The organism is Streptomyces agglomeratus (genome assembly GCF_001746415.1).
In the GTDB taxonomy this organism is placed as follows: domain Bacteria; phylum Actinomycetota; class Actinomycetes; order Streptomycetales; family Streptomycetaceae; genus Streptomyces; species Streptomyces agglomeratus.
In genome coordinates this window covers 6,626,823-6,652,336 of sequence record NZ_MEHJ01000001.1, presented here as the reverse complement: position 1 = coordinate 6,652,336, position 25,514 = coordinate 6,626,823, and the positions used below count along the sequence as shown (strand labels likewise).

17 protein-coding genes, 3 rRNA genes and 1 riboswitch are annotated in these 25,514 nt (G+C 66.4%); of the genes, 4 read left to right on the top strand and 16 right to left on the bottom strand.

Annotated elements, in window-relative coordinates; genetic code table 11:
- Positions 1-105 precede the first annotated feature (105 nt).
- Entirely contained in the window at positions 106-303 is a 198-nt protein-coding gene (locus AS594_RS29150) for a DUF5999 family protein (protein WP_069929802.1), read from the top strand.
- Positions 304-408: 105 nt separating this feature from the next.
- Here AS594_RS29150 and gcvP read toward each other — a convergent pair whose 3' ends face one another.
- The gene (gene gcvP, locus AS594_RS29145) at positions 409-3,294 is read right to left on the bottom strand and encodes an aminomethyl-transferring glycine dehydrogenase (RefSeq protein WP_069929801.1); all 2,886 of its coding nucleotides are present in this window, start codon (positions 3,292-3,294) and stop codon (positions 409-411) included.
- A 235-nt stretch (positions 3,295-3,529) separates the two neighbouring features.
- Positions 3,530-3,626: riboswitch (glycine riboswitch) on the bottom strand.
- 114 nt (positions 3,627-3,740) lie between these two features.
- On the opposite strand from gcvP, the gene AS594_RS29140 reads away from it, so the two are divergent.
- Positions 3,741-4,106 carry a PRC-barrel domain-containing protein gene (locus AS594_RS29140; RefSeq protein ID WP_069929800.1) on the top strand — a complete coding sequence of 122 codons (366 nt, stop codon included), beginning with the start codon at positions 3,741-3,743 and terminating at the stop codon, positions 4,104-4,106.
- On the opposite strand, the gene AS594_RS29135 is transcribed toward AS594_RS29140, so the two are convergent.
- The 13 genes from AS594_RS29135 to AS594_RS29075 all read right to left on the bottom strand — a co-directional run bounded on the left by AS594_RS29135 (position 4,034) and on the right by AS594_RS29075 (position 19,371).
- The gene (locus AS594_RS29135; protein WP_069935994.1) at positions 4,034-5,479 is read right to left on the bottom strand and encodes a DNA polymerase IV; all 1,446 of its coding nucleotides are present in this window, start codon (positions 5,477-5,479) and stop codon (positions 4,034-4,036) included. The genes AS594_RS29140 and AS594_RS29135 overlap by 73 nt on opposite strands.
- Positions 5,480-5,594: 115 nt before the next feature.
- Positions 5,595-6,215: a MerR family transcriptional regulator gene (locus AS594_RS29130; protein WP_069929799.1), complete on the bottom strand. Its 621-nt coding sequence runs from the start codon at positions 6,213-6,215 to the stop codon at positions 5,595-5,597.
- A 182-nt stretch (positions 6,216-6,397) separates the two neighbouring features.
- On the bottom strand, positions 6,398-6,871 hold the full coding sequence (locus AS594_RS29125) for a bifunctional nuclease family protein (protein WP_006123076.1): 474 nt from the start codon (positions 6,869-6,871) through the stop codon (positions 6,398-6,400).
- Between the two features lie 53 nt (positions 6,872-6,924).
- Complete coding sequence (ftsR, locus tag AS594_RS29120) at positions 6,925-7,668, bottom strand: transcriptional regulator FtsR (protein WP_069929798.1); 744 nt, start codon at positions 7,666-7,668, stop codon at positions 6,925-6,927.
- 17 nt (positions 7,669-7,685) lie between these two features.
- Complete coding sequence (locus AS594_RS41350; protein WP_079144356.1) at positions 7,686-8,639, bottom strand: FHA domain-containing protein; 954 nt, start codon at positions 8,637-8,639, stop codon at positions 7,686-7,688.
- An 82-nt stretch (positions 8,640-8,721) separates the two neighbouring features.
- A complete protein-coding gene (locus AS594_RS29110; RefSeq protein WP_240509294.1) occupies positions 8,722-9,420 on the bottom strand; it encodes a DUF881 domain-containing protein in 699 nt (232 codons plus the stop codon).
- Positions 9,421-9,518: 98 nt separating this feature from the next.
- On the bottom strand, positions 9,519-9,851 hold the full coding sequence (locus AS594_RS29105) for a small basic family protein (RefSeq protein ID WP_023543062.1): 333 nt from the start codon (positions 9,849-9,851) through the stop codon (positions 9,519-9,521).
- Complete coding sequence (locus AS594_RS29100; RefSeq protein WP_069929796.1) at positions 9,848-10,768, bottom strand: DUF881 domain-containing protein; 921 nt, start codon at positions 10,766-10,768, stop codon at positions 9,848-9,850. The genes AS594_RS29105 and AS594_RS29100 overlap by 4 nt, the downstream gene beginning before the upstream one ends.
- A 98-nt stretch (positions 10,769-10,866) precedes the next feature.
- The gene (locus AS594_RS29095; RefSeq protein ID WP_069929795.1) at positions 10,867-13,362 is read right to left on the bottom strand and encodes a mannose-1-phosphate guanyltransferase; all 2,496 of its coding nucleotides are present in this window, start codon (positions 13,360-13,362) and stop codon (positions 10,867-10,869) included.
- A 116-nt stretch (positions 13,363-13,478) separates the two neighbouring features.
- Entirely contained in the window at positions 13,479-14,087 is a 609-nt protein-coding gene (clsA, locus tag AS594_RS29090) for a cardiolipin synthase ClsA (protein ID WP_069929794.1), read from the bottom strand.
- 142 nt (positions 14,088-14,229) lie between these two features.
- A 5S ribosomal RNA gene (gene rrf / locus AS594_RS29085) occupies positions 14,230-14,346 on the bottom strand.
- 74 nt (positions 14,347-14,420) lie between these two features.
- A 23S ribosomal RNA gene (locus AS594_RS29080) occupies positions 14,421-17,544 on the bottom strand.
- A gap of 301 nt (positions 17,545-17,845) precedes the next feature.
- A 16S ribosomal RNA gene (locus AS594_RS29075) occupies positions 17,846-19,371 on the bottom strand.
- Together the 16S, 23S and 5S rRNA genes form the textbook arrangement of a ribosomal RNA operon.
- Before the next feature lie 677 nt (positions 19,372-20,048).
- On the opposite strand from AS594_RS29075, the gene AS594_RS29065 reads away from it, so the two are divergent.
- On the top strand, positions 20,049-20,498 hold the full coding sequence (locus AS594_RS29065; RefSeq protein ID WP_069929793.1) for a PTS sugar transporter subunit IIA: 450 nt from the start codon (positions 20,049-20,051) through the stop codon (positions 20,496-20,498).
- Positions 20,499-20,585: 87 nt separating this feature from the next.
- Positions 20,586-22,256, top strand: coding sequence for a phosphoenolpyruvate--protein phosphotransferase (ptsP, locus tag AS594_RS29060; RefSeq protein WP_069929792.1), 1,671 nt, complete (start codon positions 20,586-20,588; stop codon positions 22,254-22,256).
- Between the two features lie 63 nt (positions 22,257-22,319).
- Here ptsP and AS594_RS29055 read toward each other — a convergent pair whose 3' ends face one another.
- On the bottom strand, positions 22,320-23,219 hold the full coding sequence (locus tag AS594_RS29055) for a hypothetical protein (protein ID WP_069929791.1): 900 nt from the start codon (positions 23,217-23,219) through the stop codon (positions 22,320-22,322).
- 130 nt (positions 23,220-23,349) lie between these two features.
- Complete coding sequence (locus AS594_RS29050; protein WP_069929790.1) at positions 23,350-25,326, bottom strand: acetoacetate--CoA ligase; 1,977 nt, start codon at positions 25,324-25,326, stop codon at positions 23,350-23,352.
- Positions 25,327-25,514: the final 188 nt, after the last annotated feature.

The following is a 25,514-nucleotide window of genomic DNA, read 5'->3' as shown; positions in this document are numbered from 1 at the left end:
GCCCGTGGGGCAACACTGGGACCGGACCGACTGATACGGGGGGCGGCCATGAACAACGCATCGAGCCGCGGGACACTCACCACAACGCAGCGAAAGAACCCTTCCATGTGCCAGCACCAGCCAGCCTGCCCGACTGCCGACTCCGCCGACCGGGAAGCCGCTCGTCTTGTGGCGCACCACCCGGAACAGGGCTGGAGCCTGCTGTGCAACGGAGTCCTCGTCTTCGAGGACACCGGTGAGCTGCTGCCGGACGGCCAGATCATCGCTCCACACCGTCCGCTCGACGTCGTCAGGGCCGCCTGACCGGCCGGCACACGGCTTCACTACGACGAGGGGCCGGCCCGGAGGAATCCTCCGAACCGGCCCCGACCCATGGCGTACGGTCCCGCCGTACGTCCGTGTCGTACGTCAGTTGTCGTACTCGTCCAGCGGCGGGCACGAGCAGACGAGGTTGCGGTCGCCGAACGCACCGTCGATCCGGCGCACCGGCGGCCAGTACTTGTCCGCGGCCGAGACGCCGGCCGGGAAGACCGCCACCTCACGGCTGTACGCGTGCTCCCACTCGCCGCCCAGCGCGGCAGCGGTGTGCGGGGCGTTGCGCAGCGGGTTGTCGTCCGCGGGCCACTCGCCGGACCCGACCTTCTCGATCTCGGCCCTTATGGCGATCATCGTGTCGCAGAACCTGTCGATCTCCGCCAGGTCCTCGCTCTCGGTCGGCTCGATCATCAGCGTCCCGGCCACCGGGAACGACATGGTCGGCGCGTGGAAGCCGTAGTCGATCAGCCGCTTGGCGATGTCGTCCACGCTGACGCCCGTCGCCTTCGACAGCGGCCGCAGGTCGATGATCGCCTCGTGCGCCACCAGCCCGTTCGGGCCGGTGTAGAGCACCGGGTAGTGCGGCTCCAGGCGCTTGGCGATGTAGTTCGCCGCGAGCACCGCGACCTGCGTCGCCCGCTTGAGCCCCTCGCCGCCCATGAGACGGACGTACGCCCACGAGATCGGCAGAATGCCCGCCGAGCCCCACGGAGCGGCCGAAATGGGCCCCACGCCCGTTTCCGGGCCGGCCGTCGGCTGGAGGGGGTGGTTCGGCAGGTACGGCGCGAGGTGCGCCCGTACGCCGACCGGGCCGACGCCGGGGCCGCCGCCGCCGTGCGGGATGCAGAAGGTCTTGTGCAGGTTCAGGTGCGAGACGTCGCCGCCGAACTTGCCCGGCTTGGCGAGTCCGACGAGCGCGTTGAGGTTGGCGCCGTCGACGTACACCTGACCGCCGGCCTCGTGCACCGTCGCGCAGATGTCGGCGACGTGCTCCTCGAACACCCCGTGCGTGGAGGGGTAGGTGATCATCAGCACCGACAGCTCGTCGCGGTACTGCTCGATCTTGGCGTGCAGGTCCTCGACGTCGACCTCGCCGTCCTCACGGGTCTTGACGACGACGACCTTCATGCCGGCCATGACCGCGCTCGCCGCGTTGGTGCCGTGCGCGGACGACGGAATCAGGCACACCGTGCGCTGGTCGTCGCCGTTGGCCCGGTGGTACGCCCGTACCGCCAGCAGCCCCGCCAGCTCGCCCTGCGAACCGGCGTTCGGCTGGATGGACACCGCGTCGTACCCGGTGACCTCGGCGAGACGCTCCTCCAGTTCGTGGATGAGCGTCAGGTAGCCCTGCGCCTGCTCGACCGGCGCGAAGGGGTGGACCGCTCCGAACTCCGGCCAGGTGACCGGCTCCATCTCGGTGGTCGCGTTCAGCTTCATCGTGCACGAGCCGAGCGGGATCATGCCGCGGTCGAGCGCGTAGTCGCGGTCGGCGAGCCTGCGCAGGTAGCGCAGCATCGCGGTCTCCGACCGGTGCTGGTGGAAGACCGGGTGCGTCAGCACCTCGTCACTCCGCAGCAGCCCCTCGGGCAGCGCGTCGGCCACCCGGGCGTCGAGCGCCTCGATGTCCGCGTCGACCCCGAAGGCCGCCCAAACCGCGGAGATCTGCGCGCGGCCCGTCGTCTCGTCGCAGGCCATGGAGACGTGGTCGGCGTCGGCCTGGTACAGGTTGACCCCGCGCTCACGGGCCCCCGCGACGACCTCGGCCGCCTTGCCGGGAACGCGCGCGGTCAGCGTGTCGAAGTACGCGCCGTGCACGACCTCGACGCCGCCGGCGCGCAGGCCCTCGGCGAGCAGCGTCGCGTAGCGGTGCGTGCGGCGCGCGATGCCGCGCAGGCCGTCGGGGCCGTGGTAGACGGCGTACATGCCAGCCATGACGGCGAGCAGCACCTGCGCCGTGCAGATGTTGCTGGTGGCCTTCTCACGGCGGATGTGCTGCTCACGCGTCTGGAGCGCCAGCCGGTACGCCCTGTTGCCGTCGGCGTCCACGGAGACGCCGACGAGCCGCCCGGGCAGGCTGCGCGCGAACTTCTCGCGTACGGCCATGAAGCCGGCGTGCGGGCCGCCGAAGCCCATCGGCACACCGAAGCGCTGGGTGGTGCCCACCGCGATGTCCGCGCCGAGCTCGCCGGGCGAGGTCAGCAGCGTGAGCGCGAGAAGGTCGGCGGCGACGGTGACGATCGCCCCGAGCTCGTGGGCCTGCTCGATGACGGGCTTGATGTCCCGCACGGCGCCCGACGCTCCCGGGTACTGGAGCAGCACACCGAAGACACCGCGCTCGGCGACCTCGGCCGGGATACCGTCCGACAGGTCCGTGACGACGACCTCGACACCGGTCGGCTCCGCGCGCGTCTGAATGACGGCCACGGTCTGCGGCAGGGTGTCGGAGTCGATCAGGAAGACGCCGTTCTTGACCTTGCCCACGCGGCGCGCGAGCGACATGGCCTCGGCGGCGGCGGTGCCCTCGTCGAGCAGCGAGGCACCCGAGGTCGGCAGTCCGGTCAGGTCCGCGACCATGGTCTGGAAGTTGAGCAGCGCTTCGAGGCGGCCCTGCGAGATCTCCGGCTGGTAGGGCGTGTACGCCGTGTACCAGGCGGGGTTCTCCATGACGTTGCGCAGGATCACCGGCGGCGTGAAGGTGCCGTAGTAGCCCAGCCCGATCATCGGGGCGAGCACCTGGTTGCGGTCGGCGAGCGTGCGCAGCTCGGCCAGTACCTCGGCCTCGGTACGCGCGTCGGGCAGTCCGAGCGCCTCGGCGCTCTTGATGACGTCCGGCACCGCGGCCGCGGTCAGCTCGTCGAGCGAGCCGTAACCGACCTGGGCGAGCATCTTGGCCTGAGCTCCGGCATCGGGCCCGATGTGGCGCTGCTCGAAGGGGATGCCACGCTCAAGCTGTGAGAGCGGAATGCGGTTTGCGGTCATCTGCGGAAGGCCTCCTGGTCTGACGCGACCTGCGAGGGGCACCACGGCACGGGTACCCGGACGGCCCTCCCCCTCTGTCATCTCAACCTGAGAGCTTCACCGGAAGACCGTAGGTACGTCGCTGACGTCGAGGTCGTTCCGGCTTTCACCGTCGGTGAGGAAGGGATCCGTGACGGGTGCTGCGCTCTTGCCCAGCACATGCCCGTCCGATGCCCGTCCTGCTTTCCAGAGTGACCTCGTCCGTGCGGTACGGGTGCCTGAGAGATTCCGGGGAGGATTTGCTCCTTCGGCGCCTCCGGCACGTTCACCGGAGACTCTCCCGCACGGGGTCAGCAGCCATTGGCCAGCCTACCAGCGAGGTCTGTCCTGAATCCCTCGAGTGGCCGAGTCCACAGTTGTGCCCTTTCGTAGGGTCTAGGGAGCAGCCGCGATCAGTTGGAGGGACCGTGCAGACCGACATTGATCCGCGCAGCCTGATCGGCCGCAAGGCGTACGACCGCAACGGCACCAGGATCGGAACGGTGGACGAGGTGTACCTCGACGACGCCACGGGTGTGCCCGAATGGGCTGCGGTACGCACCGGTCTCTTCAGCCGGGACGCGTTCGTCCCGCTGGAGCCCAGCAAGGTCGTGGACGACTCCCTGCGGGTGCCCTACGACCGCGCCCTGATCCGGGAGGCACCCGACTTCGGCGTCGGCCGCCACCTCTCCCCCGAACAGGAACTCCAGCTCTACCACCACTACGGGCTGGAGATCTCCTCCCCCGCCCCCGACCGGGACTTCGGGCGGCTGGCCGGCGACGACTCGGCCTGATCCCCGGCGGGCGCCCGCACCAGCGGGAGCGGATCGGACGGGGTGATGTCCGGATCGTCCACCGCGAAGGTCCGCACCCGCCCCGGCGGCGACGTCGGCTCCTCGAACCGCACCGTCACCCTCCCGAGCCCGCTGCCCTGCACCCACCCCGCTCCGTACCGGGCGTGCCGCACGTCCTGCCCGGCCAGCCACCGGCGCTCCTGCGGCGGCTCGGGAGCTGCCGCCACCGGCTCCCCGGCGCCGGGCACCGTTTCCGCGGTCTCCTGCGCACCCTGCGCCTCGGCCTGCGCGCGCTCCCCCGCCGCCGCCTGTGCGAAGAGGTCCTCCTGCGTGTAGTCGGCCAGCCCGGTGACGCCCACGCCCAGCAGCCTGACGCCGCCGGTGGTGTCCACCGACTCCAGCAGCCGCCCGGCGGCCTCCCGCACCACCGCCGGATCGTCGGTGGGCCCACGCAGCGTCTCGGAGCGCGTCAGAGTCGAGAAGTCGTATCTGCGCACCTTCAGCACCACGGTCCTGCCCGAGCGCCCGGCCGCCCGCAACCGCTGCACGCACCGGTCCGACAGCCGCACCACCTCGTTCCTGACCCGGACCCGGTCGTGCAGGTCCACTTCGAAGGTGTCCTCGACCGACACGGATTTGGCGTCCCTCTCAGCCACCACGGGCCGTTCGTCGTGCCCGGCGGCCATTCGGTACAACGAGACCCCGTGCGCCCGTCCCAGCAGGCGTACAAGCTCGTCCTCGCCCGCTTCCGCGAGATGGGCGACGGTCGTCATTCCGGCCCGGCGCAGATGCTCGCCGGTGGCCGGGCCGACCCCCGGCAGGATCCGCACCGGCATGGGCCCCAGCAGCTCCCGCTCGGTCCCCAGCTCTATGAGCACGAGACCGTCCGGCTTGGCCTGCTCCGACGCGATCTTCGCGAGCATCTTGGAACCCGCGAGTCCCACGGAGCCCGTCAGCCCCGTGACAGCCTTGATGTCGGCGCGCAGCAGTTCGCCCGCCCTGCGCGCCGAGGCGGAGTCGTCGGCCACTCCGCCGGCCTCCAGATCGACGAACGCCTCGTCCAGGCTCAGCGGCTCCACCAGCGGGGAAAGCCGCCCGAGGAGCTCCATGACCTGTTCGCTGACCGACCGGTAGAGGGCGAAGCGCGGCATCAGGTAAGCGGCGTTCGGGCACAGCCGGCGCGCCTGGGCCACCGGCATCGCCGAATGCACCCCGAATCGTCTGGCCTCGTACGACGCGGTGGCGACAACCCCCCGGGTCCCGATTCCGCCGACGACCACCGGCTTTCCGCGCAGACTCGGCTTCGCCGCCTGCTCTGCTGCGGCGTAGAAGGCATCCATGTCCAGATGCAGGATGGTCGGCGCGGATCTCACACCACCGATGCTGCCGTACGGCACTGACAATCGGGCGGCGACGGCGCGGCGGGAAGACAGCCGCACCGGCCGGAGCGCCGACCGGCCCGTCCTCCGTCCGCCCCCGAGCCGCCCGTCAGCCCGCCTTGTTGCGGCGCCGCGCGAGTTCGTCCGTGGGGTTGTGCCCGACCAGCGTCTCGCCCGTGTCGACGCGCTCCCCGTGCAGCTGGGACAGCGCGCTCTCCACATCCCGCCAGACCACGCCCACGGCGATCCCGAAGACGCCCTGGCCGCCCTGGAGCAGCTCGACGACCTCGTCGGGCGACGAGCACTCGTACACCGTCGCGCCGTCGCTCATGAGCGTCATCCGCTCCAGGTCCTGGAAACCCCGGGCCCGCAGATGCTGGACGGCCGCGCGAATGTTCTGCAACGCCACACCGGTGTCCAGGAATCGCTTGACGATTTTGAGGACGACGACGTCGCGGAAGCTGTAAAGCCGCTGCGTACCCGATCCGTGGGCGGGCCGTACGCTCGGCTCCACCAGTCCCGTACGCGCCCAGTAGTCGAGCTGCCGGTAAGTGATCCCCGCCGCCGCGCAGGCGGTCGGCCCCCGGTACCCGATGCTCTCCGTGCCCTCGGCCGCCGTCGTCCCGCCCGTGGCCGACGTCATGCCCTGCCGCCCCGCCAGAGGGTCGACCGCACTGCCGTGAAGCGGATACGGCCCGCCCGCCACCGTACCGTCGCCGCTGCTTCTCACGCCGACCTCCGTCCTTGACCTGCCCTGTCGACGGTAGGCAGTCACCCGGGGTGCGTCAACGATCGCCACACTCGGCACGCCGAGTGATAATCACCCTGAGAGTGGTTTCCCGTGCCTAACTTCGGGGAAAAGCTACTTGTTTGCGGGAAAACACCCCGGCGCGCGGCGCACTGGCCGACGGCTCACTGACTGTTCGTCCCGAAGTCCTCGGGGGAGATCTGGTCGAGGAACTCGCGGAACTTCTCCACCTCGTCCTCCTGCTCGTCAGGAATCGCGATACCCGCGTCGTCCAGCACCCCGTCACTGCCGTAGATCGGCGTACCGGTGCGCAGGGCCAGCGCTATGGCGTCGGACGGCCTCGCGCTCACTTCGACTCCGCTGGCGAAGACCAGCTCGGCGTAGAAGACCCCTTCCCGCAGGTCGGTGATGCGGACTTCAGTGAGCTCCTGGCCGACCGCTTCGAGTACGTCCTTGAAGAGGTCATGGGTCAGAGGCCTGGCAGGGGCCATCCCCTGCTGGGCAAAGGCGATCGCAGTCGCCTCCCCCGGCCCGATCCAGATGGGGAGGTACCGATCGCCTCCCACTTCGCGCAGGAGCACGATCGGTTGGTTCGAGGGCATTTCTACCCGGACACCTACGACGTCGAGCTCGTTCACACAGCAACCCTAGGACGTGCTTGGCAGGTTTGGGTAGTCGGGATCCCCCAAGCTCAGTGCAGCCGCACGCCGAGGGCTGCCTGGATGAGGGCCGAATGGAGCTTGACGGACAACTCGGCGAGTTCTTTGGCCGTAGCCTCCGCATGGGCTCTGGTCTGCGGATTCCGGTGCCGGCGCAGGGGCGCGACGACCTGTTCCACGAGGTCGGCCTCGCGATCCGCCGCCGCCTTCACCGCGCGCAAATGCCGTGGCTCAAGGCCGAACCGGCCAAATTCGGCCACAAGCTTGGCCACTGTGACGACTTCGGCGTCGTAGCCACCGCCCGGCAGGGGGGAGATCAGACCGTACGACTCCCAGACGTCCAGCTCTTCCTCACCGACCTCTGCGGCCGCCAGCAGCTCGTCGCGTCCGATCCGGGCCGCCGTCGGGCGGTCCGTCCCTGGGCCCGCGGCCCCGTCGGACTCCTCGTCCGCCCCGCCGGCGGCCGGAAGCCGCACCTGTTCACCACGCTCCAGCGCGTCGAGGTGCTCACGGATGACCTTGAGCGGCAGGTAATGATCACGCTGCATGCGCAGCACCTGGGCCAGCCGCTCGACATGGTCGGAACTGAATTTGCGGTAACCGGAGGCGGTCCGCTGCGGTTCGACGAGTCCCTCGGTCTCCAGGAAACGGATCTTGGAGATGGTGACCTCGGGAAACTCGTCACGCAGCAGGTTCAGCACGGTGCCAATACTCACCAGCCGGTCGCCCGCGGTGGCGGTGCCGTTTCCGGCACCGCCCGTCGGTGTTCGCTGCATGGACCTTCCCGTACGGGTCAGATGGCCCGCTGGCTCGCGTAGAAGACCAGCCGGTACTTACCGATCTGCACCTCGTCGCCGTTCGACAGCGGGACCGAGTCGATCCGCTCCCGGTTGACGTAGGTGCCGTTGAGACTGCCGACGTCCGAGACGGTGAAGCCACCGTCGGCGCCCCGGCGGAACTCCACATGGCGACGCGAAACCGTCACGTCGTCGAGGAAGATGTCGCTCTGCGGGTGCCTGCCGGCCGTGGTCAGATCGCCGTCCAGGAGGAAGCGGCTGCCCGAATTCGGACCGCGCCGCACCACGAGCAGCGCCGCACCGAGCGGAAGGGCGTCGACGGCCGCCTGCGCCTCCGGAGAGAGCGAAGGAGCGGCGGTCTGCCCCGTCGCCTCCGCCTCGTACGCCTCGAGCCCGGAAATGGAGATCGTCGACGTCGTCTCCGACGGACGCTCGGCGCTCACCCCGGACCGCAACGGCGCTCCGCAGTTGGAACAGAAACGACTGGCCTCGGCATTGCGGTGCCCGCACCTCGTACAAACCGGCAAGGCCGACATGGACGGATCCTCCTGCCGCGGCTGCCCCTGCGGGGCATGGGATGCGTACGGATCGGCGGCAAACCCTCCACCCGTACTTGAGGCTGATTCTCCGAAACCTATGCGGCCGGGACCAGCGGGGTCAACAGACGACGCGCCCGGTCCACCCGAAATGTCGCCGCCCGGACCGGCGACCTCGTCCCGGAAGAGCGGACGCTCACCGCCCTGCTCATCGACTTCTCCACCACGCGTCGCACGGTGACGGGCAGTGCTGTTCGCACCGTCCTCGCGTGCGCTCTTGCCGAACAACTTCGCAAACAACTTCACGGGCGATTCCCCTTGACTGAAACAGACCCGCCCGTGGGGCAGGACGAACCCTGAATGAACACACCTGCCGAACCGGACATCTTCACAACGTCCGTATCCACCAAACAGTTTCCACCACGCACCACGCCTTCGGTGCGCCGACCCCCCGCAACCTCATGCCCTTGTCCCGGTGCCCCCATGCGCCCCAACCTCACCGCGGTGACGACTGAGCGTAGTCAGGCTGCTTCGCCGGTCGCAAGGCGTCCACGACGATCTTCCCGGAGCGGGTGACCGTAGCCACGGCCCGCTCCTCCTCGAGCGTCTGGACAACGCCGCCGGGGATGTTGAGCGCGGGCTCCAGGTCCTGCGGCTTGCCGATCACCTTGAACCGGTACGGGGCGCCGACCTTCTTCCCGTCCACCTCGACACCGCCCCCACTGTTCACCAGATACGTGTCCGCGACGACCCTGACGTCATTGACCTGAATCGCTTCCGCACCCGCCGCCCGCAGTTCCTGGATCGCGTCCAGCAGCATGTCGGCCTCGACCGTCGAGTGCGGATCAGTGATGGTCAACGTGATGCCGGGCCCCTGGGCCGCCACCGTGCCCGCCAGCACACCGAGCTGACGTTCTTTCTCCAGCGTCTGCTTGCGGGCCTCTTCGGCCTGGTCCGAGCTGTTCTCCAACTCGGTCCTCTGATCGTCGAGTTTCTGCTTCTCGTCCTCGAGCCGCTGCGTACGGTCGTCCAGCTCGTCGAGGATGCGCACCAGGTCCTCCTGGCGCGCCCCGCGCAGCGCGCTGTCGTCGCTGTTCGACCTGACCTGGATGGCGAGTCCGAGCCCGAGCACGAACAGCAGCAGCGCCACGATCAGCTGCGCCCGCGTGACCCGCGGCGGCCAGAGCCCGGCCATCAGCCGCTGACGCCCCGTCGTGGGCTGCTGCGCAGGCCACTCCTGTGGCTGCGGTACTTCTTCGTCGCGCTGAGGGTTGTCTTCTGTACTCATCTGCCTCACGCCCGGAACACGTGACGACGGATCGCCGCCGCGTTGGAGAAGATCCGGATACCGAACACCACGACCACACCCGTGGACAGCTGCGCGCCGACGCCCAACTTGTCGCCGAGGAACACGATCAGGGCCGCCACCACAACATTGGACAGGAAGGACACGACGAAGACCTTGTCGACGAAGATCCCGTCGAGCATGGCCCGCAGACCGCCGAACACCGCGTCGAGCGCCGCGACGACGGCAATCGGCAGATACGGCTCGACCACCGCCGGCACCTCGGGCCGGACCAACAGTCCGACCACGACTCCCACGACGAGGCCCAGTACGGCGATCACGATGTGCCCTTCCCTGTGTTGGCCGGGGCCCGCCCGGCGCCCGCGACCAGCGGCTCTGCTGTACGTACGATCAGGCTGGGCGCGGCGGGAAGCCGGACCTGCTCCTGAGCGGAAATGTTGGTCCTGATGCCGTAGCTCTCCTGGAGGACATGCAGATACCGACCGTCGGCACTGTCCTGGAAAGCGGCGCTCAGCCGCTGCCCGTCCCCCACCGCCAGCACCGTGTACGGCGGCACCAGCGGCCTGTTGTCGACCAGTATGGCGTCGCCGGCCGCGCGGATCGCGGACAGGGACGTCAGCCGCTGTCCGTTGATGGCCACTGCCTCGGCGCCCGAGGACCACAGACCGTTGACGATCCGCTGCATGTCCCGGTCCCGCAGCCGGCCGGTGTCCGAGAAGCTCGTACTCTCCCGCGGCCCGCCGCCGCCCTCGTCCGCGTCCTTGGCATCGTCGACGACGAGTTTCACTCCGCGGCCCTGCACGGCTGTCGCACCGGACAGCAACGCCACCAGCCCGCCCTGGTCACCGCCGTGCTGCTGAAGCGCCTTGCGCTGGCGCTCGCCCACGTCGGCCCGGAGCTTCTCGACGTTCCGCTCGAGCTCGTCCGCCGCGGAGGTCTCCGTCTCCACCCGGTCGATGAGCTCCTCGCGCTCCTTGGCGATCACCGGCGCCTCTATCCGCGCCTGGGCGGCACCCACGGTGACGACCAGGGCGGCCAGCACCAGCCCGGCCGCCAGTCCCAGCTTCGCGCGCAGCGAGCGCGGCATGCCCGCGGTCCCGTCGGCCTGCCTGCGGGCAGTCGCCTCGGCATACCCGTCGTCGAGGCTGTGGTCCATCACATTGGTCAGCAGCGACATGGACGCGTCGGGGCGCCGGGGTGGCGGAGACGTGCTCCGATCAGGGGACTGCTGCGACATGCCGCACATCGTCGCACGTCGCGGCAGCTACCGCCGAATGGCCCCACCGGTGCGCCGGGCGGCGCGGTCCCTCTCCGCCCGGCACCACCGGTGATACCTCAGTGACCTGCGCTGTCCACGACGGCGGACCACTCGTCGAGCAGCGCCTGGGCCGAATCGTCGTCCGGCCCCTCGGCCCACAAATGGGTGACGGCCTCGGCGGGATCGGGCAGCACCATCACCCACCGCCCGTCGGCCTCCACGACCCGCACACCGTCGGTCGTGTCCACGAACCTGTCTCCGGCGGCCTCGACGACACGACGCATCACGAGACCCTTCACCGCCCACGGCGTGGCCAGATCACGTCGCAGCACATGGGCTCGCGGTATCCGCGCGTCGATCTGGCTCAGCGTGAGCTGCGTCCTGGCCACCAGTCCGATCAGCCGCACGAAGGCGGCGGCGCCGTCGAAGACGCTGCTGAACTCGGGAATGATGAAGCCACCGCGTCCGTCGCCACCGAAGATGGTGGACTCCTCACGGCCGACCCGGGTCAGGTCGTCCGGTGAGGTGGTCGTCCACTCCACCTGCGTTCCGTGGTACGCCGCGACCTGCTCGGCGATCCTGGTGGTCGTCACCGGCAGCGCGACCCGGCCACTGCGCCGCTCGGCCGCGACCAGGTCCAGCATCACCAGCAGCGCGCGGTCGTCCTCGATGATCCGTCCGCGCTCGTCCACCAGCGACAGCCGCTCACCGACCGGGTCGAACCGCACACCGAAGGCCGCCCGGGCAGAAGCGACGATCTCACCGAGCCGCACCAAACCGGAACGGCGCGAATCGCTCGTCTCCGTGGGCCTGGACTCGTCGAGTCCCGGATTGATGGTCAGCGCGTCGACCCCGAGCCGACCGAGAAGGCTGGGCAGTACGAGGCCGGCGCTTCCGTTGGACGCGTCGACGACGACCTTGAGACCCGAGTCCGCGATGCCGGTGACGTCGAGGTTGCGCAGGAGCGAGCCCGTGTAGGAGTCGAAGACACTCGCCGGGAAGTGCAGGTCACCGATCTCACCGGGGAAGGCCCGCCGGTACTCCTGCCGCGCGAACACGCGGTCCAGCTTGCGCTGGCCGCCCTGCGAAAGATCCGCGCCCCGTTCGTCGAAGAACATGATGTCGACGGAGTCCGGCACCCCGGGGGTCGTACGGATCATGATCCCGCCGGCGCTGCCCCGCGCCGTCTGCTGCCGTGCCACGGGCAGCGGTACGTTCTCCAGGTCGCGTACGTCGATGGCGCTGGTCTGGAGCGCGGAGATGACCGCCCGCTTCAGCGCGCGCGCACCACGCGAGTGGTCACGTGCGGTGGTGACCGTCGCGCCCTTCTTGAGTGTGGTGGCGTAGGCACCGGCGAGACGTACCGCCAGCTCGGGTGTGATCTCCACGTTGAGGATCCCGGAGACACCACGCGCTCCGAAGAGATGCGCCTGCCCCCGCGACTCCCAGATCACCGAGGTGTTGACGAAGGCGCCGGCCTCGATGGTCTTGAACGGGTAGACCCGCACATTGCCCTGAACAATCGATTCCTCACCGACGAGGCACTCGTCACCGATGACGGCGCCGTCCTCGATGCGCGCGGCCCGCATGATGTCGGTGTTCTTGCCGATCACGCAGCCGCGCAGGTTGCTGTGCTGGCCGATGTAGACGTTGTCGTGCACGACGGCCCGGTGCAGGAACGCACCGCTCTTGACGACGACGTTCGACCCCACGACGGTGTGCTCGCGGAGCTCCACGCCGGCCTCGATCTTGGCGTAGTCACCGATGTAGAGCGGGCCGCGCAACACCGCGTCCGGATGCACCTCGGCACCCTCGGCCACCCACACACCGGGAGAGATCTCGAAACCGTCGAGATCGACGTCGACCTTGCCCTCGAGAACGTCGGCCTGGGCCTTGACGTAGCTCTCGTGGGTACCGACGTCCTCCCAGTAGCCCTCGGCGATGTAGCCGTAGATCGGCTTGCCTTCCTTCATCAGCTGAGGAAAGACGTCGCCGGACCAGTCGACAGAGACATCGGCTTCCACATAGTCGAACACCTCGGGCTCCATGACATAGATGCCCGTATTCACGGTGTCCGAGAAGACCTGCCCCCACGTGGGCTTCTCCAGGAACCGCTCGACCTTCCCCGCCTCGTCCACAATCGTGATGCCGAACTCCAGGGGGTTCGGCACGCGGGTCAGGCACACCGTGACCAGCGCGCCCTTTTCCTTGTGGAATCTGATCAGGTCGGTGAGGTCGAAGTCGGTGAGGGCATCGCCGGAGATGACGAGGAAAGCGTCGTCCTTCAGCGCTTCCTCGGCATTCTTCACACTGCCTGCGGTGCCGAGTGGCTTCTCCTCATTGGCATAGGTCAGCTCCATTCCGAGCTCTTCGCCGTCACCAAAGTAGTTCTTGACGAGCGAGGCCAGAAACTGCACGGTTACGACGGTTTCACTGAGCCCATGCCGCTTGAGCAGCCGCAGCACATGCTCCATGATCGGTCGATTGGCAACCGGCAGGAGCGGCTTGGGCATGCTCGAGGTCATGGGGCGAAGGCGGGTGCCCTCACCACCAGCCATCACGACGGCCTTCATGTCGGGAAAGTCCTCCTCGAAGAGACGACGGTCTAGCCGACTTCACCCGTGCGGGACTGCCGCGAGAGGCATCGTGCGCAGGCAATCCGGCGCTGACAGCGCCGCAATCGACAGGCTCAATCGGCCGCGGTCTCCGCCTGCACCAGCCGGCGGACCTGGACCACGTAAAGGATTCCTGCCCACCAATACAGAGTTGTACCCCATCCGGCGAACGCCCATCCGAAAATAGCAGCCAGTGACGGCAGCCACCCGCTTCCGTCACTGAGAAGCAGCAACGGGAAGGCGTACATCAGGTTGAAGGTCGCGGCCTTCCCGAGGAAGTTCACCTGCGGCGGCGGATAGCCGTGCTTGCGGAGGATGCCCACCATCACCAGAAGCATCAGCTCCCGCGCCAAAAGGGCAGCGGTGAGCCACAGCGGCAGGATCTCGCGCCAGGTGAGGCCGAGCAGGGTGGAAAGGATGTAGAGCCGGTCTGCGGCGGGATCGAGCAGCCGCCCGAGCTTGCTGATCTGGTTCCAGCGACGGGCAAGCTTTCCGTCGAGATAGTCGCTGATGCCACTGAGCATCAGCACCAGCAATGCCCAGCCGTCAGCCTTGGGCCCACCGAACACAGGCAGGAGAATCAGCCACAGAAACAGAGGGACGCCGGCGAGACGGGCCATGCTGAGGATGTTCGGGATGGTGAACACCCGGTCCGTCTGAACGCGGGTCTCCTGGACCTCCACCCGGGGGCCTCCTGTGCGAACGTGCCAATGATGCCCCTGACCCTACCCTCAGCCACAACCGCCGGGCACACAGGGGTGGGGAACGGGCCTTGAACGCAGAAAAGCCCCGCACCATAAGGTGCGGGGCTTTCCCACAATAATTGTTCGGCGGCGTCCTACTCTCCCACAGGGTCCCCCCTGCAGTACCATCGGCGCTGAAAGGCTTAGCTTCCGGGTTCGGAATGTAACCGGGCGTTTCCCTAACGCTATGACCACCGAAACTCTATGAAGTTGAACAAACCGGAAACGGCACAGTTCGTTACTTCAGAACTAACACAGTGGACGCGAGCAACTGAGGACAAGCCCTCGGCCTATTAGTACCAGTCAGCTCCACCCGTTACCGGGCTTCCACATCTGGCCTATCAACCCAGTCGTCTACTGGGAGCCTTAACCCCTCAAAGGGGGTGGGAATACTCATCTCGAAGCAGGCTTCCCGCTTAGATGCTTTCAGCGGTTATCCTTTCCGAACGTAGCCAACCAGCCATGCCCTTGGCAGGACAACTGGCACACCAGAGGTTCGTCCGTCCCGGTCCTCTCGTACTAGGGACAGCCCTTCTCAATATTCCTACGCGCGCAGAGGATAGGGACCGAACTGTCTCACGACGTTCTAAACCCAGCTCGCGTACCGCTTTAATGGGCGAACAGCCCAACCCTTGGGACCGACTCCAGCCCCAGGATGCGACGAGCCGACATCGAGGTGCCAAACCATCCCGTCGATATGGACTCTTGGGGAAGATCAGCCTGTTATCCCCGGGGTACCTTTTATCCGTTGAGCGACAGCGCTTCCACAAGCCACTGCCGGATCACTAGTCCCGACTTTCGTCCCTGCTCGACCCGTCGGTCTCACAGTCAAGCTCCCTTGTGCACTTACACTCAACACCTGATTGCCAACCAGGCTGAGGGAACCTTTGGGCGCCTCCGTTACTCTTTAGGAGGCAACCGCCCCAGTTAAACTACCCATCAGACACTGTCCCTGATCCGGATCACGGACCGAGGTTAGACATCCAGCACGACCAGAGTGGTATTTCAAGATTGACTCCACACACACTGGCGTGCATGCTTCAAAGTCTCCCACCTATCCTACACAAGCCGAACCGAACACCAATATCAAACTGTAGTAAAGGTCCCGGGGTCTTTCCGTCCTTCTGCGCGAAACGAGCATCTTTACTCGTAGTGCAATTTCACCGGGCCTATGGTTGAGACAGTCGAGAAGTCGTTACGCCATTCGTGCAGGTCGGAACTTACCCGACAAGGAATTTCGCTACCTTAGGATGGTTATAGTTACCACCGCCGTTTACTGGCGCTTAAGTTCTCAGCTTCGCACGCCCGAAAGCGCACTAACCGGTCCCCTTAACGTTCCAGCACCGGGCAGGCGTCAGTCCGTATACATCGCCTTACGGCTTCGCACGGACCTGTGTTTTTAGTAAACAGTCGCTTCTCGCTGGTCTCTGCGGCCACCCCCAGCTCACGGAGTAAATCCGATCACCAGTGATGGCCCCCCTTCTCCCGAAGTTACGGGGGCATTTTGCCGAGTTCCTTAACCATAGTTCACCCGAACGCCTCGGTATTCTCTACCTGACCACCTGAGTCGGTTTAGGGTACGGGCCGCCATGAAACTCGCTAGAGGCTTTTCTCGACAGCATAGGATCATCCACTTCACCACAATCGGCTCGGCATCAGGTCTCAGCCTTAACGAGGGACGGATTTACCTACCCCTCGGCCTACACCCTTACCCCGGGACAACCACCGCCCGGGCTGGACTACCTTCCTGCGTCACCCCATCGCTTACCTACTACCACCTTGGACCGGCGGCTCCACCACTTCCCTTTGCCCGAAGGCTCCAGGACGGCTTCACGGCCTTAGCATCAATGGATTCGATACTGGGCGTTTCAAAGCGGGTACCGGAATATCAACCGGTTGTCCATCGACTACGCCTGTCGGCCTCGCCTTAGGTCCCGACTTACCCTGGGCAGATCAGCTTGACCCAGGAACCCTTAGTCAATCGGCGCACACGTTTCTCACGTGTGTATCGCTACTCATGCCTGCATTCTCACTCGTGAACCGTCCACAACTCGCTTCCGCGGCTGCTTCACCCGGCACACGACGCTCCCCTACCCATCCCACGGGCGTTGGCCCTTAATGCTGGAATGACACGACTTCGGCGGTACGCTTGAGCCCCGCTACATTGTCGGCGCGGAATCACTTGACCAGTGAGCTATTACGCACTCTTTCAAGGGTGGCTGCTTCTAAGCCAACCTCCTGGTTGTCTCTGCGACTCCACATCCTTTCCCACTTAGCGTACGCTTAGGGGCCTTAGTCGATGCTCTGGGCTGTTTCCCTCTCGACCATGGAGCTTATCCCCCACAGTCTCACTGCCGTGCTCTCACTTACCGGCATTCGGAGTTTGGCTAAGGTCAGTAACCCGGTAGGGCCCATCGCCTATCCAGTGCTCTACCTCCGGCAAGAAACACACGACGCTGCACCTAAATGCATTTCGGGGAGAACCAGCTATCACGGAGTTTGATTGGCCTTTCACCCCTAACCACAGGTCATCCCCCAGGTTTTCAACCCTGGTGGGTTCGGTCCTCCACGAAGTCTTACCTCCGCTTCAACCTGCCCATGGCTAGATCACTCCGCTTCGGGTCTAGAGCGTGCAACTCAATCGCCCTATTCGGACTCGCTTTCGCTACGGCTTCCCCACACGGGTTAACCTCGCTACACACCGCTAACTCGCAGGCTCATTCTTCAAAAGGCACGCAGTCACGACTGCATGTGCAAGCACATACAGCGACGCTCCCACGGCTTGTAGGCACACGGTTTCAGGTACTATTTCACTCCGCTCCCGCGGTACTTTTCACCATTCCCTCACGGTACTATCCGCTATCGGTCACCAGGGAATATTTAGGCTTAACGGGTGGTCCCGCCAGATTCACACGGGATTTCTCGGGCCCCGTGCTACTTGGGTGTTGCACAAGCAAGCCGTTGATGTTTCAGCTACGGGGGTCTTACCCTCTACGCCGGACCTTTCGCATGTCCTTCGCCTACACCAACGGTTTCTGACTTGCCCAACAGCCGGCAGACTGTTGAAGTGCAATCCCACAACCCCGTATGCGCAACCCCTGCCGGGTATCACACGCATACGGTTTGGCCTCATCCGGTTTCGCTCGCCACTACTCCCGGAATCACGGTTGTTTTCTCTTCCTGCGGGTACTGAGATGTTTCACTTCCCCGCGTTCCCTCCACATACCCTATGTGTTCAGGTATGGGTGACAGCCCATGACGACTGCCGGGTTTCCCCATTCGGAAACCCCCGGATCAAAGCCTGGTTGACGGCTCCCCGGGGACTATCGTGGCCTCCCACGTCCTTCATCGGTTCCTGGTGCCAAGGCATCCACCGTGCGCCCTTAAAAACTTGGCCACAGATGCTCGCGTCCACTGTGCAGTTCTCAAGCAACGACCAGCCACCCATCACCCCGCCCTTACGGACGAGTGCACTGGGGCCGGCATCGCGAAGATATAAACCAAATGGTCCGTACCCTCAGATACCCAACAGCGTGCCCGACCCGGTCAATCCGAACTGTTTTCCACGCCGAAGCAGTACTAACAGTTCCAACCAACCGTGCCGAGTAGTCAACGTTCCACCCATGAGCAACCAGCACCGGACGTTCGCCGATGAACTGGCCTCTGACCAACCGTGGTTGGTAAGAAGTGCTCCTTAGAAAGGAGGTGATCCAGCCGCACCTTCCGGTACGGCTACCTTGTTACGACTTCGTCCCAATCGCCAGTCCCACCTTCGACAGCTCCCTCCCACAAGGGGTTGGGCCACCGGCTTCGGGTGTTACCGACTTTCGTGACGTGACGGGCGGTGTGTACAAGGCCCGGGAACGTATTCACCGCAGCAATGCTGATCTGCGATTACTAGCAACTCCGACTTCATGGGGTCGAGTTGCAGACCCCAATCCGAACTGAGACCGGCTTTTTGAGATTCGCTCCGCCTCGCGGCATCGCAGCTCATTGTACCGGCCATTGTAGCACGTGTGCAGCCCAAGACATAAGGGGCATGATGACTTGACGTCGTCCCCACCTTCCTCCGAGTTGACCCCGGCGGTCTCCTGTGAGTCCCCATCACCCCGAAGGGCATGCTGGCAACACAGGACAAGGGTTGCGCTCGTTGCGGGACTTAACCCAACATCTCACGACACGAGCTGACGACAGCCATGCACCACCTGTATACCGACCACAAGGGGGCACCTATCTCTAGGTGTTTCCGGTATATGTCAAGCCTTGGTAAGGTTCTTCGCGTTGCGTCGAATTAAGCCACATGCTCCGCTGCTTGTGCGGGCCCCCGTCAATTCCTTTGAGTTTTAGCCTTGCGGCCGTACTCCCCAGGCGGGGAACTTAATGCGTTAGCTGCGGCACCGACGACGTGGAATGTCGCCAACACCTAGTTCCCAACGTTTACGGCGTGGACTACCAGGGTATCTAATCCTGTTCGCTCCCCACGCTTTCGCTCCTCAGCGTCAGTAATGGCCCAGAGATCCGCCTTCGCCACCGGTGTTCCTCCTGATATCTGCGCATTTCACCGCTACACCAGGAATTCCGATCTCCCCTACCACACTCTAGCCTGCCCGTATCGAATGCAGACCCGGGGTTAAGCCCCGGGCTTTCACATCCGACGCGACAAGCCGCCTACGAGCTCTTTACGCCCAATAATTCCGGACAACGCTTGCGCCCTACGTATTACCGCGGCTGCTGGCACGTAGTTAGCCGGCGCTTCTTCTGCAGGTACCGTCACTTTCGCTTCTTCCCTGCTGAAAGAGGTTTACAACCCGAAGGCCGTCATCCCTCACGCGGCGTCGCTGCATCAGGCTTTCGCCCATTGTGCAATATTCCCCACTGCTGCCTCCCGTAGGAGTCTGGGCCGTGTCTCAGTCCCAGTGTGGCCGGTCGCCCTCTCAGGCCGGCTACCCGTCGTCGCCTTGGTAGGCCATTACCCCACCAACAAGCTGATAGGCCGCGGGCTCATCCTTCACCGCCGGAGCTTTTAACCTCTTCAGATGCCTGAAGAAGTGTTATCCGGTATTAGACCCCGTTTCCAGGGCTTGTCCCAGAGTGAAGGGCAGATTGCCCACGTGTTACTCACCCGTTCGCCACTAATCCACCCCGAAGGGCTTCATCGTTCGACTTGCATGTGTTAAGCACGCCGCCAGCGTTCGTCCTGAGCCAGGATCAAACTCTCCATGAATGTTTTCCCGTAATCGGGATCACACACACGAAAGAGCGGAACAGATCGGGCCGGAATATGGCCCGCTGTTCTCAGCGTCCTCGCTGTGTTCGCCTGGACTGTCACAAGGACAGCCAGGACTTTTCAAAGGAACCACCAACCCACCGAAGTGGGCCGGGGTATCAACATATCTGGCGTTGACTTTTGGCACGCTGTTGAGTTCTCAAGGAACGGACGCTTCCTTTGTACTCACCCTCTCGGGCTTTCCTCCGGGCTTTCGTTCGGTATTTCGTGTTTCCGACTCTATCAGACTCTTTCGTGTCCGACTTCCTCGGTGCTTTCCAGTTCTTCGCTTTCGCGTTTCCCTTTCCGGCGGATCCGACTCTATCAGTCGTTTTCCGTTTCCCTGACCAGCGCACTGCGGGCATGCCGAGGCTCAGATTAGAGATATGGTTTAGACCAGTCGGAGGCTGCCGACCCACGACCCACAACGGAGTGCGTGCTGGTGTCAGGCAGGACTTACGAGAGTACATCGCTCCAGTAGACGAGGCAAACCGTTGCCGGTGCACCCCTAGGTCCGCCAAGTGTCAGCTCTCGGGCGGAACCGGGACTTCTCGTGACTTACCCTTCTGAAAAGTTCGCCGTCCTGGACAGGTAGTGACGGCGGCACACGAACTCTCCACCCCTGGGAGGCCCCCATGACCAGCGTGACGTCCCCTCTTGCTGGACGCGCCATCGGACTCGCCGCAGTCCCCGACCCGGTGTTCTCCGGTGCGATGGTCGGACCCGGCACCGCCATCGATCCCGTGCGCGAGCCGTCGGAGGCTGTCGCCCCCGTTGACGGTGTCATCGTCTCCCTGCACCCGCACGCGTTCGTCGTCGTCGACGCCGACGGGCACGGAGTTCTGACGCACCTGGGCATCGACACCGTGCAGCTCAATGGTGAAGGCTTCGAGCTGCTCGTGAACAAGGGAGACACGGTGACGCGCGGTCAGGCGATTGTGCGATGGAACCCCGCGGCCGTCGAGGAGGCCGGCAAGTCGGCGGTGTGCCCCGTCGTGGCTCTCGAAGCCACGGCCGACTCCCTCTCCGGCCTCGTCGAGGGCGGAGATCTGAAGGCCGGGGACGCGCTCTTCAGCTGGCAGTGACGCCGCGCCGTAATGGCGGCCACGGGTACGACATCCATCGTGGGGGGACTGGACAGGGTCCTCGCCGCAACTATCGGAGACGGTGAAATGGAGACAACGCTGCGAGGCGTCGGCGTGAGCCACGGTGTGGCGATCGGCGAGGTTCGGCACATGGGCACGGCGGTTCTGGAGCCGCCGGCCAAGCAGATTCCCGCGGAAGAGGCGGAGCGCGAACAGGGGCGCGCCCGTCAGGCCGTGGAGGCTGTTGCGGCGGACCTCATTGCGCGGGGCAACCTGGCGGGCGGCGAAGCACAGCATGTGCTCGAGGCGCAGGCCATGATGGCGCAGGATCCTGAGCTCATGGCCGATGTGGACCGGCGCATCGCCGTGGGGAGCACGGCGGAGCGCGGGGTGTACGACGCCTTTGCCGCATACCGTGCACTGCTGGCCAACGCCGGTGAGTACCTGGCAGGCCGCGTCGCGGACCTGGACGACGTGCGGAACCGTATCGTCGCCCGTCTGCTGGGCGTGCCGATGCCCGGGGTGCCGGACAGTGACGAGCCGTACGTACTGATCGCGCGGGATCTCGCTCCTGCCGACACGGCGCTGCTCGACCCGACGCTCGTGCTCGGCTTCGTGACCGAGGAAGGCGGGCCGACCAGCCACAGCGCGATCCTGGCGCGGGCGCTGGGGGTGCCCGCCGTCGTGGCTCTGCCCGGCGCCGGCGAGCTGGCCGAGGGCACGGTCGTCGCGGTGGACGGCAGCACGGGCGAGATCTTCGTCGAGCCCACGGCCGAGAAGCGTGCCGAACTCGAGGCCGCTGCCGCCGCGCGGCGGGCAGCGCTCTCGGCCTCGACGGGCCCTGGCGCAACGTCCGACGGCCACAAGGTGCCGCTGCTCGCCAACATCGGCGGTCCCGGCGATGTGCCGGCCGCGGTCGAGGCCGGCGCCGAGGGTGTGGGGCTGTTCCGTACGGAGTTCCTCTTCCTTGACGACAGCAAGCAGGCGCCGTCGGAGGAGAAGCAGGTCGAGGCGTACCGCACGGTTCTCGAGGCGTTCCCCGAGGGTCGTGTGGTCGTGCGCGTGCTGGACGCGGGCGCGGACAAGCCGCTGGAATTCCTGACGCCGGCCGAGGAGCCGAACCCGGCGCTGGGTGTGCGGGGGCTGCGGTCGCTGCTCGAGCACCCGGACGTGCTGCGTACGCAGCTCACCGCGCTGGCGAAGGCCGTGGAGGGCCTCCCGGTGTACCTCGAGGTCATGGCGCCGATGGTGGCGGACCGTACGGACGCCAAGGCCTTCGCCGATGCGTGCCGCGCGGCCGGGCTCCAGGCGAAGTTCGGCGCGATGGTCGAGATTCCGTCCGCCGCGCTGCGGGCGCGCTCGATTCTCCAGGAGGTCGAGTTCCTTTCACTGGGGACGAACGACCTTGCCCAGTACACGTTCGCCGCCGACCGGCAGGTCGGTGCGGTGTCGCGGCTCCAGGACCCGTGGCAGCCCGCGCTGCTCGACCTGGTCGCTGCCTCGGCCGAGGCAGCGAAGGCCGAGGGCAAGAGCTGTGGCGTCTGTGGGGAGGCTGCGGCTGATCCGCTGCTCGCCTGTGTGCTGACGGGCCTGGGTGTCACCTCTCTGTCGATGGGGGCGAAGGCCATTCCTTATGTCCGCGCGACGCTGGCGAAGCACACGCTCGCCCAGTGCGAGCGGGCCGCCGCGGCGGCTCGTGCCACGGACACGGCCGACGAGGCGCGGGCGGCCGCGCAGGCGGTGCTGTCCGGCGAGTGACCGCCGGTTGTCGCAGGTTTCCGAGGGGCTTCCGGCCATGTGGCCGGGAGCCCCTCGGGCCGTTCAGCCGTGGATGTCGGGTGCGTCGATCTCGAAGCCCGGGCAGTACTCGACGCCCGGCTCCGGGGAGACCGGGTCGCCGGTGTCCGCATCCGTGCAGTAGGCGCTGAAGACTTCACCCGCGGTGAGTGCGACCAGGCGCCCCCGGTGGAGCCTCCAGCCGTGGAGCCGGTCCGGAGTCCCGGGCTCGGTCGTCCTCAGTACCACTCCCCCGGTGCTTTCCACGGCGATACCGGCCGCCAGCACCGTCACGAACTCGGCGCCTTCGGCCTGGGTCAGGAGCACCGGCTCGTTACCGGTCCGTTCCGCGTGGAGCACGGCGAGGAGCTGTTCCTCCTCGGCCGGGACACTGCACACCAGGTGGTAGCTTCCGGGGCCGGCCAGCTCGAGCAGGCGTGTGACCATGCGCGACGCACGGGTGAGGGCTTCGCGGCCGATGTCCTCGCCACATTCGGCGCAGTCGCCCAGCCGGGCCAGGAGGAGGGTCGCGTACTCCCAGGTGGCGCGGCGGACCGCTTCGTTGATCAGGAGGGGTACGAGGCTGTCGATGGGCTGGCCGGTGTAGGGCAGGGAGGCGCCGCAGGCGGCGACCTCCGCGGTGAAGCGGGTCCTGCTCTCCACCGCGTCGGGTTCGATTCCCGAGGCCTCGCAGAACTCCAGGAAGTCCTCGGGGTCGAAGAGCGCCACCGTCGTGTGGACACCCTGGGCGGCCAGGGACCGCAGCAGTCCCTCGACCTCCTGGAGGTAGGCCGCGTGGTCGTCGAAGGCTAAGGTGCCGTACCCGGTCATGGCCGCGAAGTCCTGCTCGTCGGCCAGGAGGCCCACGGTGCTGGGTGATTCGCGGCGGAGCATACGGCGCATGGCCTTGGTCTTGTAGTACCGGGTGGACTTGATGCGCGCCATGATTCCCCCTGAGCGCAGTCGGTCATTTGCTCACTCACCGTAACCGACCGCACTGACAACGTACTCTCCGTGAGCCCGGGCGCGATCTCCGCGGTGGCGGTGATCGCGCCCGCGAGGCGGCGGCCGCTCGTCAGCGGCGAGTGCGGGCCAGGGCCTCGTAGAAGTGCAGGAGTTGCAGGTTGTCGACCGAGCCGGGGTTGACCGCCTTGGCGAGCGGCGTGCCCTGGAGCAGCCGCTTCACTGGTACTTCGATGCGCTTGCCGGTGAGGGTGTGGGGGACGCCGGGCACTTCGATGATCTCGTCGGGGACGTGACGGGGGGAGAGCTCGGTGCGGATGGCCTGCTTGATGCGGGTCCGCAGGGCGTCGTCCAGGGAAGCGCCCTGTGCGAGGTGGACGAAGAGCGGCATCCAGTAACCGCCGTCGGGCTCTTCGAGCCCGATGACGAGGGATTCCCTGATTTCGGGAAGGCGCTCGACCACCTCATAGATGTCGGCCGAGCCCATACGGACGCCCTGGCGGTTGAGCGTGGAGTCGGAGCGGCCGTGGATGACCACCGAGCCGTGGTCGGTGATGGTGATCCAGTCGCCGTGTCGCCAGACGCCGGGATACGTGTCGAAGTAGCTGTCGTGGTACCGGCTGCCGTCGGGGTCGTTCCAGAAGTGGACCGGCATGGAGGGCATGGGGTTGGTGACCACCAGTTCGCCGACTTCGCCGGTGAGCGGCTTGCCCTGCGGGTCCCAGGCCTGGAGGTCGGTGCCCAGGCAGGCGGCCTGGAGTTCCCCGATGTGGACGGGGAGGGTGGGGACCGCGCCGGCGAAGCAGCTGCAAACGTCCGTGCCGCCGCTGACGGACGCGATCCAGAGATCGGACGCGACTTCGTCGTGGAGCCATCGGAAACCGTCGGGCGGGAGCGGTGATCCGGTGGTGGCCACGCACGTGATGCGGGAGAGGTCGTAGTCACGTGCGGGGTGGACCTCGGCCTTGGCGCAGGCCATGACGTACGCGGCCGAGGTGCCGAAGAGGGTGGCGCCGGTGAGCTCGGCGACGCGCCACTGGGCGCCCGTACCCGGGTAGCCCGGGCTTCCGTCGTACAGGACGACCGTGGTGCCCGTGAGGAGACCGGAGACGAGGAAGTTCCACATCATCCAGCCGGTGGAGGTGTACCAGAAGAAGCGGTCGCCGGGCCCGAGGTCGCAGTGCAGGCCGATCTGCTTGAAGTGCTCCAGGAGGATGCCGCCCTGGGACTGCACGATGGCCTTCGGGAGACCGGTCGTGCCGGAGGAGTACAGGACCCACAGGGGGTGCTCGAAGGGGACCTGCTCGAAGACCGGTTCCGTGTCGGCGGAGGTGAGTGCGGACCAGTCGACGGCGCCTTCGGGGGCTTCGGTGCCGAGCAGCGGAATGTGGACGACGGCGCGCAGGGTGGGCAGCTCGCGGCGGAGCTCCTCGACGGTGGCCGTACGGTCGTGTTCCTTGCCGCCGTAACGGTAGCCGTCGACGGCGAACAGGACGACGGGCTCGACCTGCTGGAAGCGGTCGAGGACGCTGCGGGCACCGAAATCGGGGGCGCAGGAGGTCCACACCCCGCCGACGGCGGCCGTGGCGAGCAGGGCGACGGTGGCCTGGGGGATGTTGGGGAGGTAGCCGCTGACGCGGTCGCCGGGACGTACGCCGAGGGTGCGCAGTTCGGCGGCGAGTGAACCCACCTGACGGCGCAGCTCGGACCAGCTCACCGGGGTCGGTTCGTGGGTCTCGTCGACGTACAGGAGGGCGGGGTCGTCCGCGCGGGAAGGGTCTTCGGCCGTTCTCAGGGCGTGTTCCGCGTAGTTGAGGGTGGCTCCCGGGAACCACCGGGCGCCCGGCATGGAGCGGTCCGCGAGGACCGTTTCGTACGGGCTGGAGAAGCGCACGTCGAACCAGTCGGCGACGGCCTTCCAGAAGGTGTCGAGCTCGTCGACGGACCAGCGGTGCAGCGCCGCGTACCCGCCGTCGGCGGGTGCTCCGTACCGCTCGGCCGCCCAGCTCTGGAAGCGGGTGACGGCGGCGGCTGCGATGCGGTCCGCGTCCGGCTGCCAGAGGGGCGCGGTGTTCGCTGCTGAGGACATGGGGCGGCTCCCGGGCTGTACGCGTGGTGTGCGTGTGTCGCGCGCACGTGCGAAGGGTGTGCGCACGATGCGGCTGAAAGGGACGATGCCATGTGATCGTCCCCGGCACCAGGGCGGGCCGCCCACACTCGGGTTTCGAGTCATGTGGGCACACCACGGGTGAACGGCAGTTGAACGCCGCCCGTGTG

Bases quoted from the DNA above. Each gene is read 5' to 3' on its own strand.
- ftsR (WP_069929798.1), bottom strand. From the start codon at position 7,668: ATGCAGCGAACACCGACGGGCGGTGCCGGAAACGGCACCGCCACCGCG.
- AS594_RS29055 (WP_069929791.1), bottom strand. From the start codon at position 23,219: ATGGCGCGCATCAAGTCCACCCGGTACTACAAGACCAAGGCCATGCGC.
- ptsP (WP_069929792.1), top strand. From the start codon at position 20,586: ATGGAGACAACGCTGCGAGGCGTCGGCGTGAGCCACGGTGTGGCGATC.
- AS594_RS29100 (WP_069929796.1), bottom strand. From the start codon at position 10,768: ATGTCGCAGCAGTCCCCTGATCGGAGCACGTCTCCGCCACCCCGGCGC.
- AS594_RS29050 (WP_069929790.1), bottom strand. From the start codon at position 25,326: ATGTCCTCAGCAGCGAACACCGCGCCCCTCTGGCAGCCGGACGCGGAC.
- AS594_RS29065 (WP_069929793.1), top strand. From the start codon at position 20,049: ATGACCAGCGTGACGTCCCCTCTTGCTGGACGCGCCATCGGACTCGCC.
- gcvP (WP_069929801.1), bottom strand. From the start codon at position 3,294: ATGACCGCAAACCGCATTCCGCTCTCACAGCTTGAGCGTGGCATCCCC.
- AS594_RS29095 (WP_069929795.1), bottom strand. From the start codon at position 13,362: ATGAAGGCCGTCGTGATGGCTGGTGGTGAGGGCACCCGCCTTCGCCCC.
- AS594_RS29110 (WP_240509294.1), bottom strand. From the start codon at position 9,420: ATGGCCGGGCTCTGGCCGCCGCGGGTCACGCGGGCGCAGCTGATCGTG.
- AS594_RS29150 (WP_069929802.1), top strand. From the start codon at position 106: ATGTGCCAGCACCAGCCAGCCTGCCCGACTGCCGACTCCGCCGACCGG.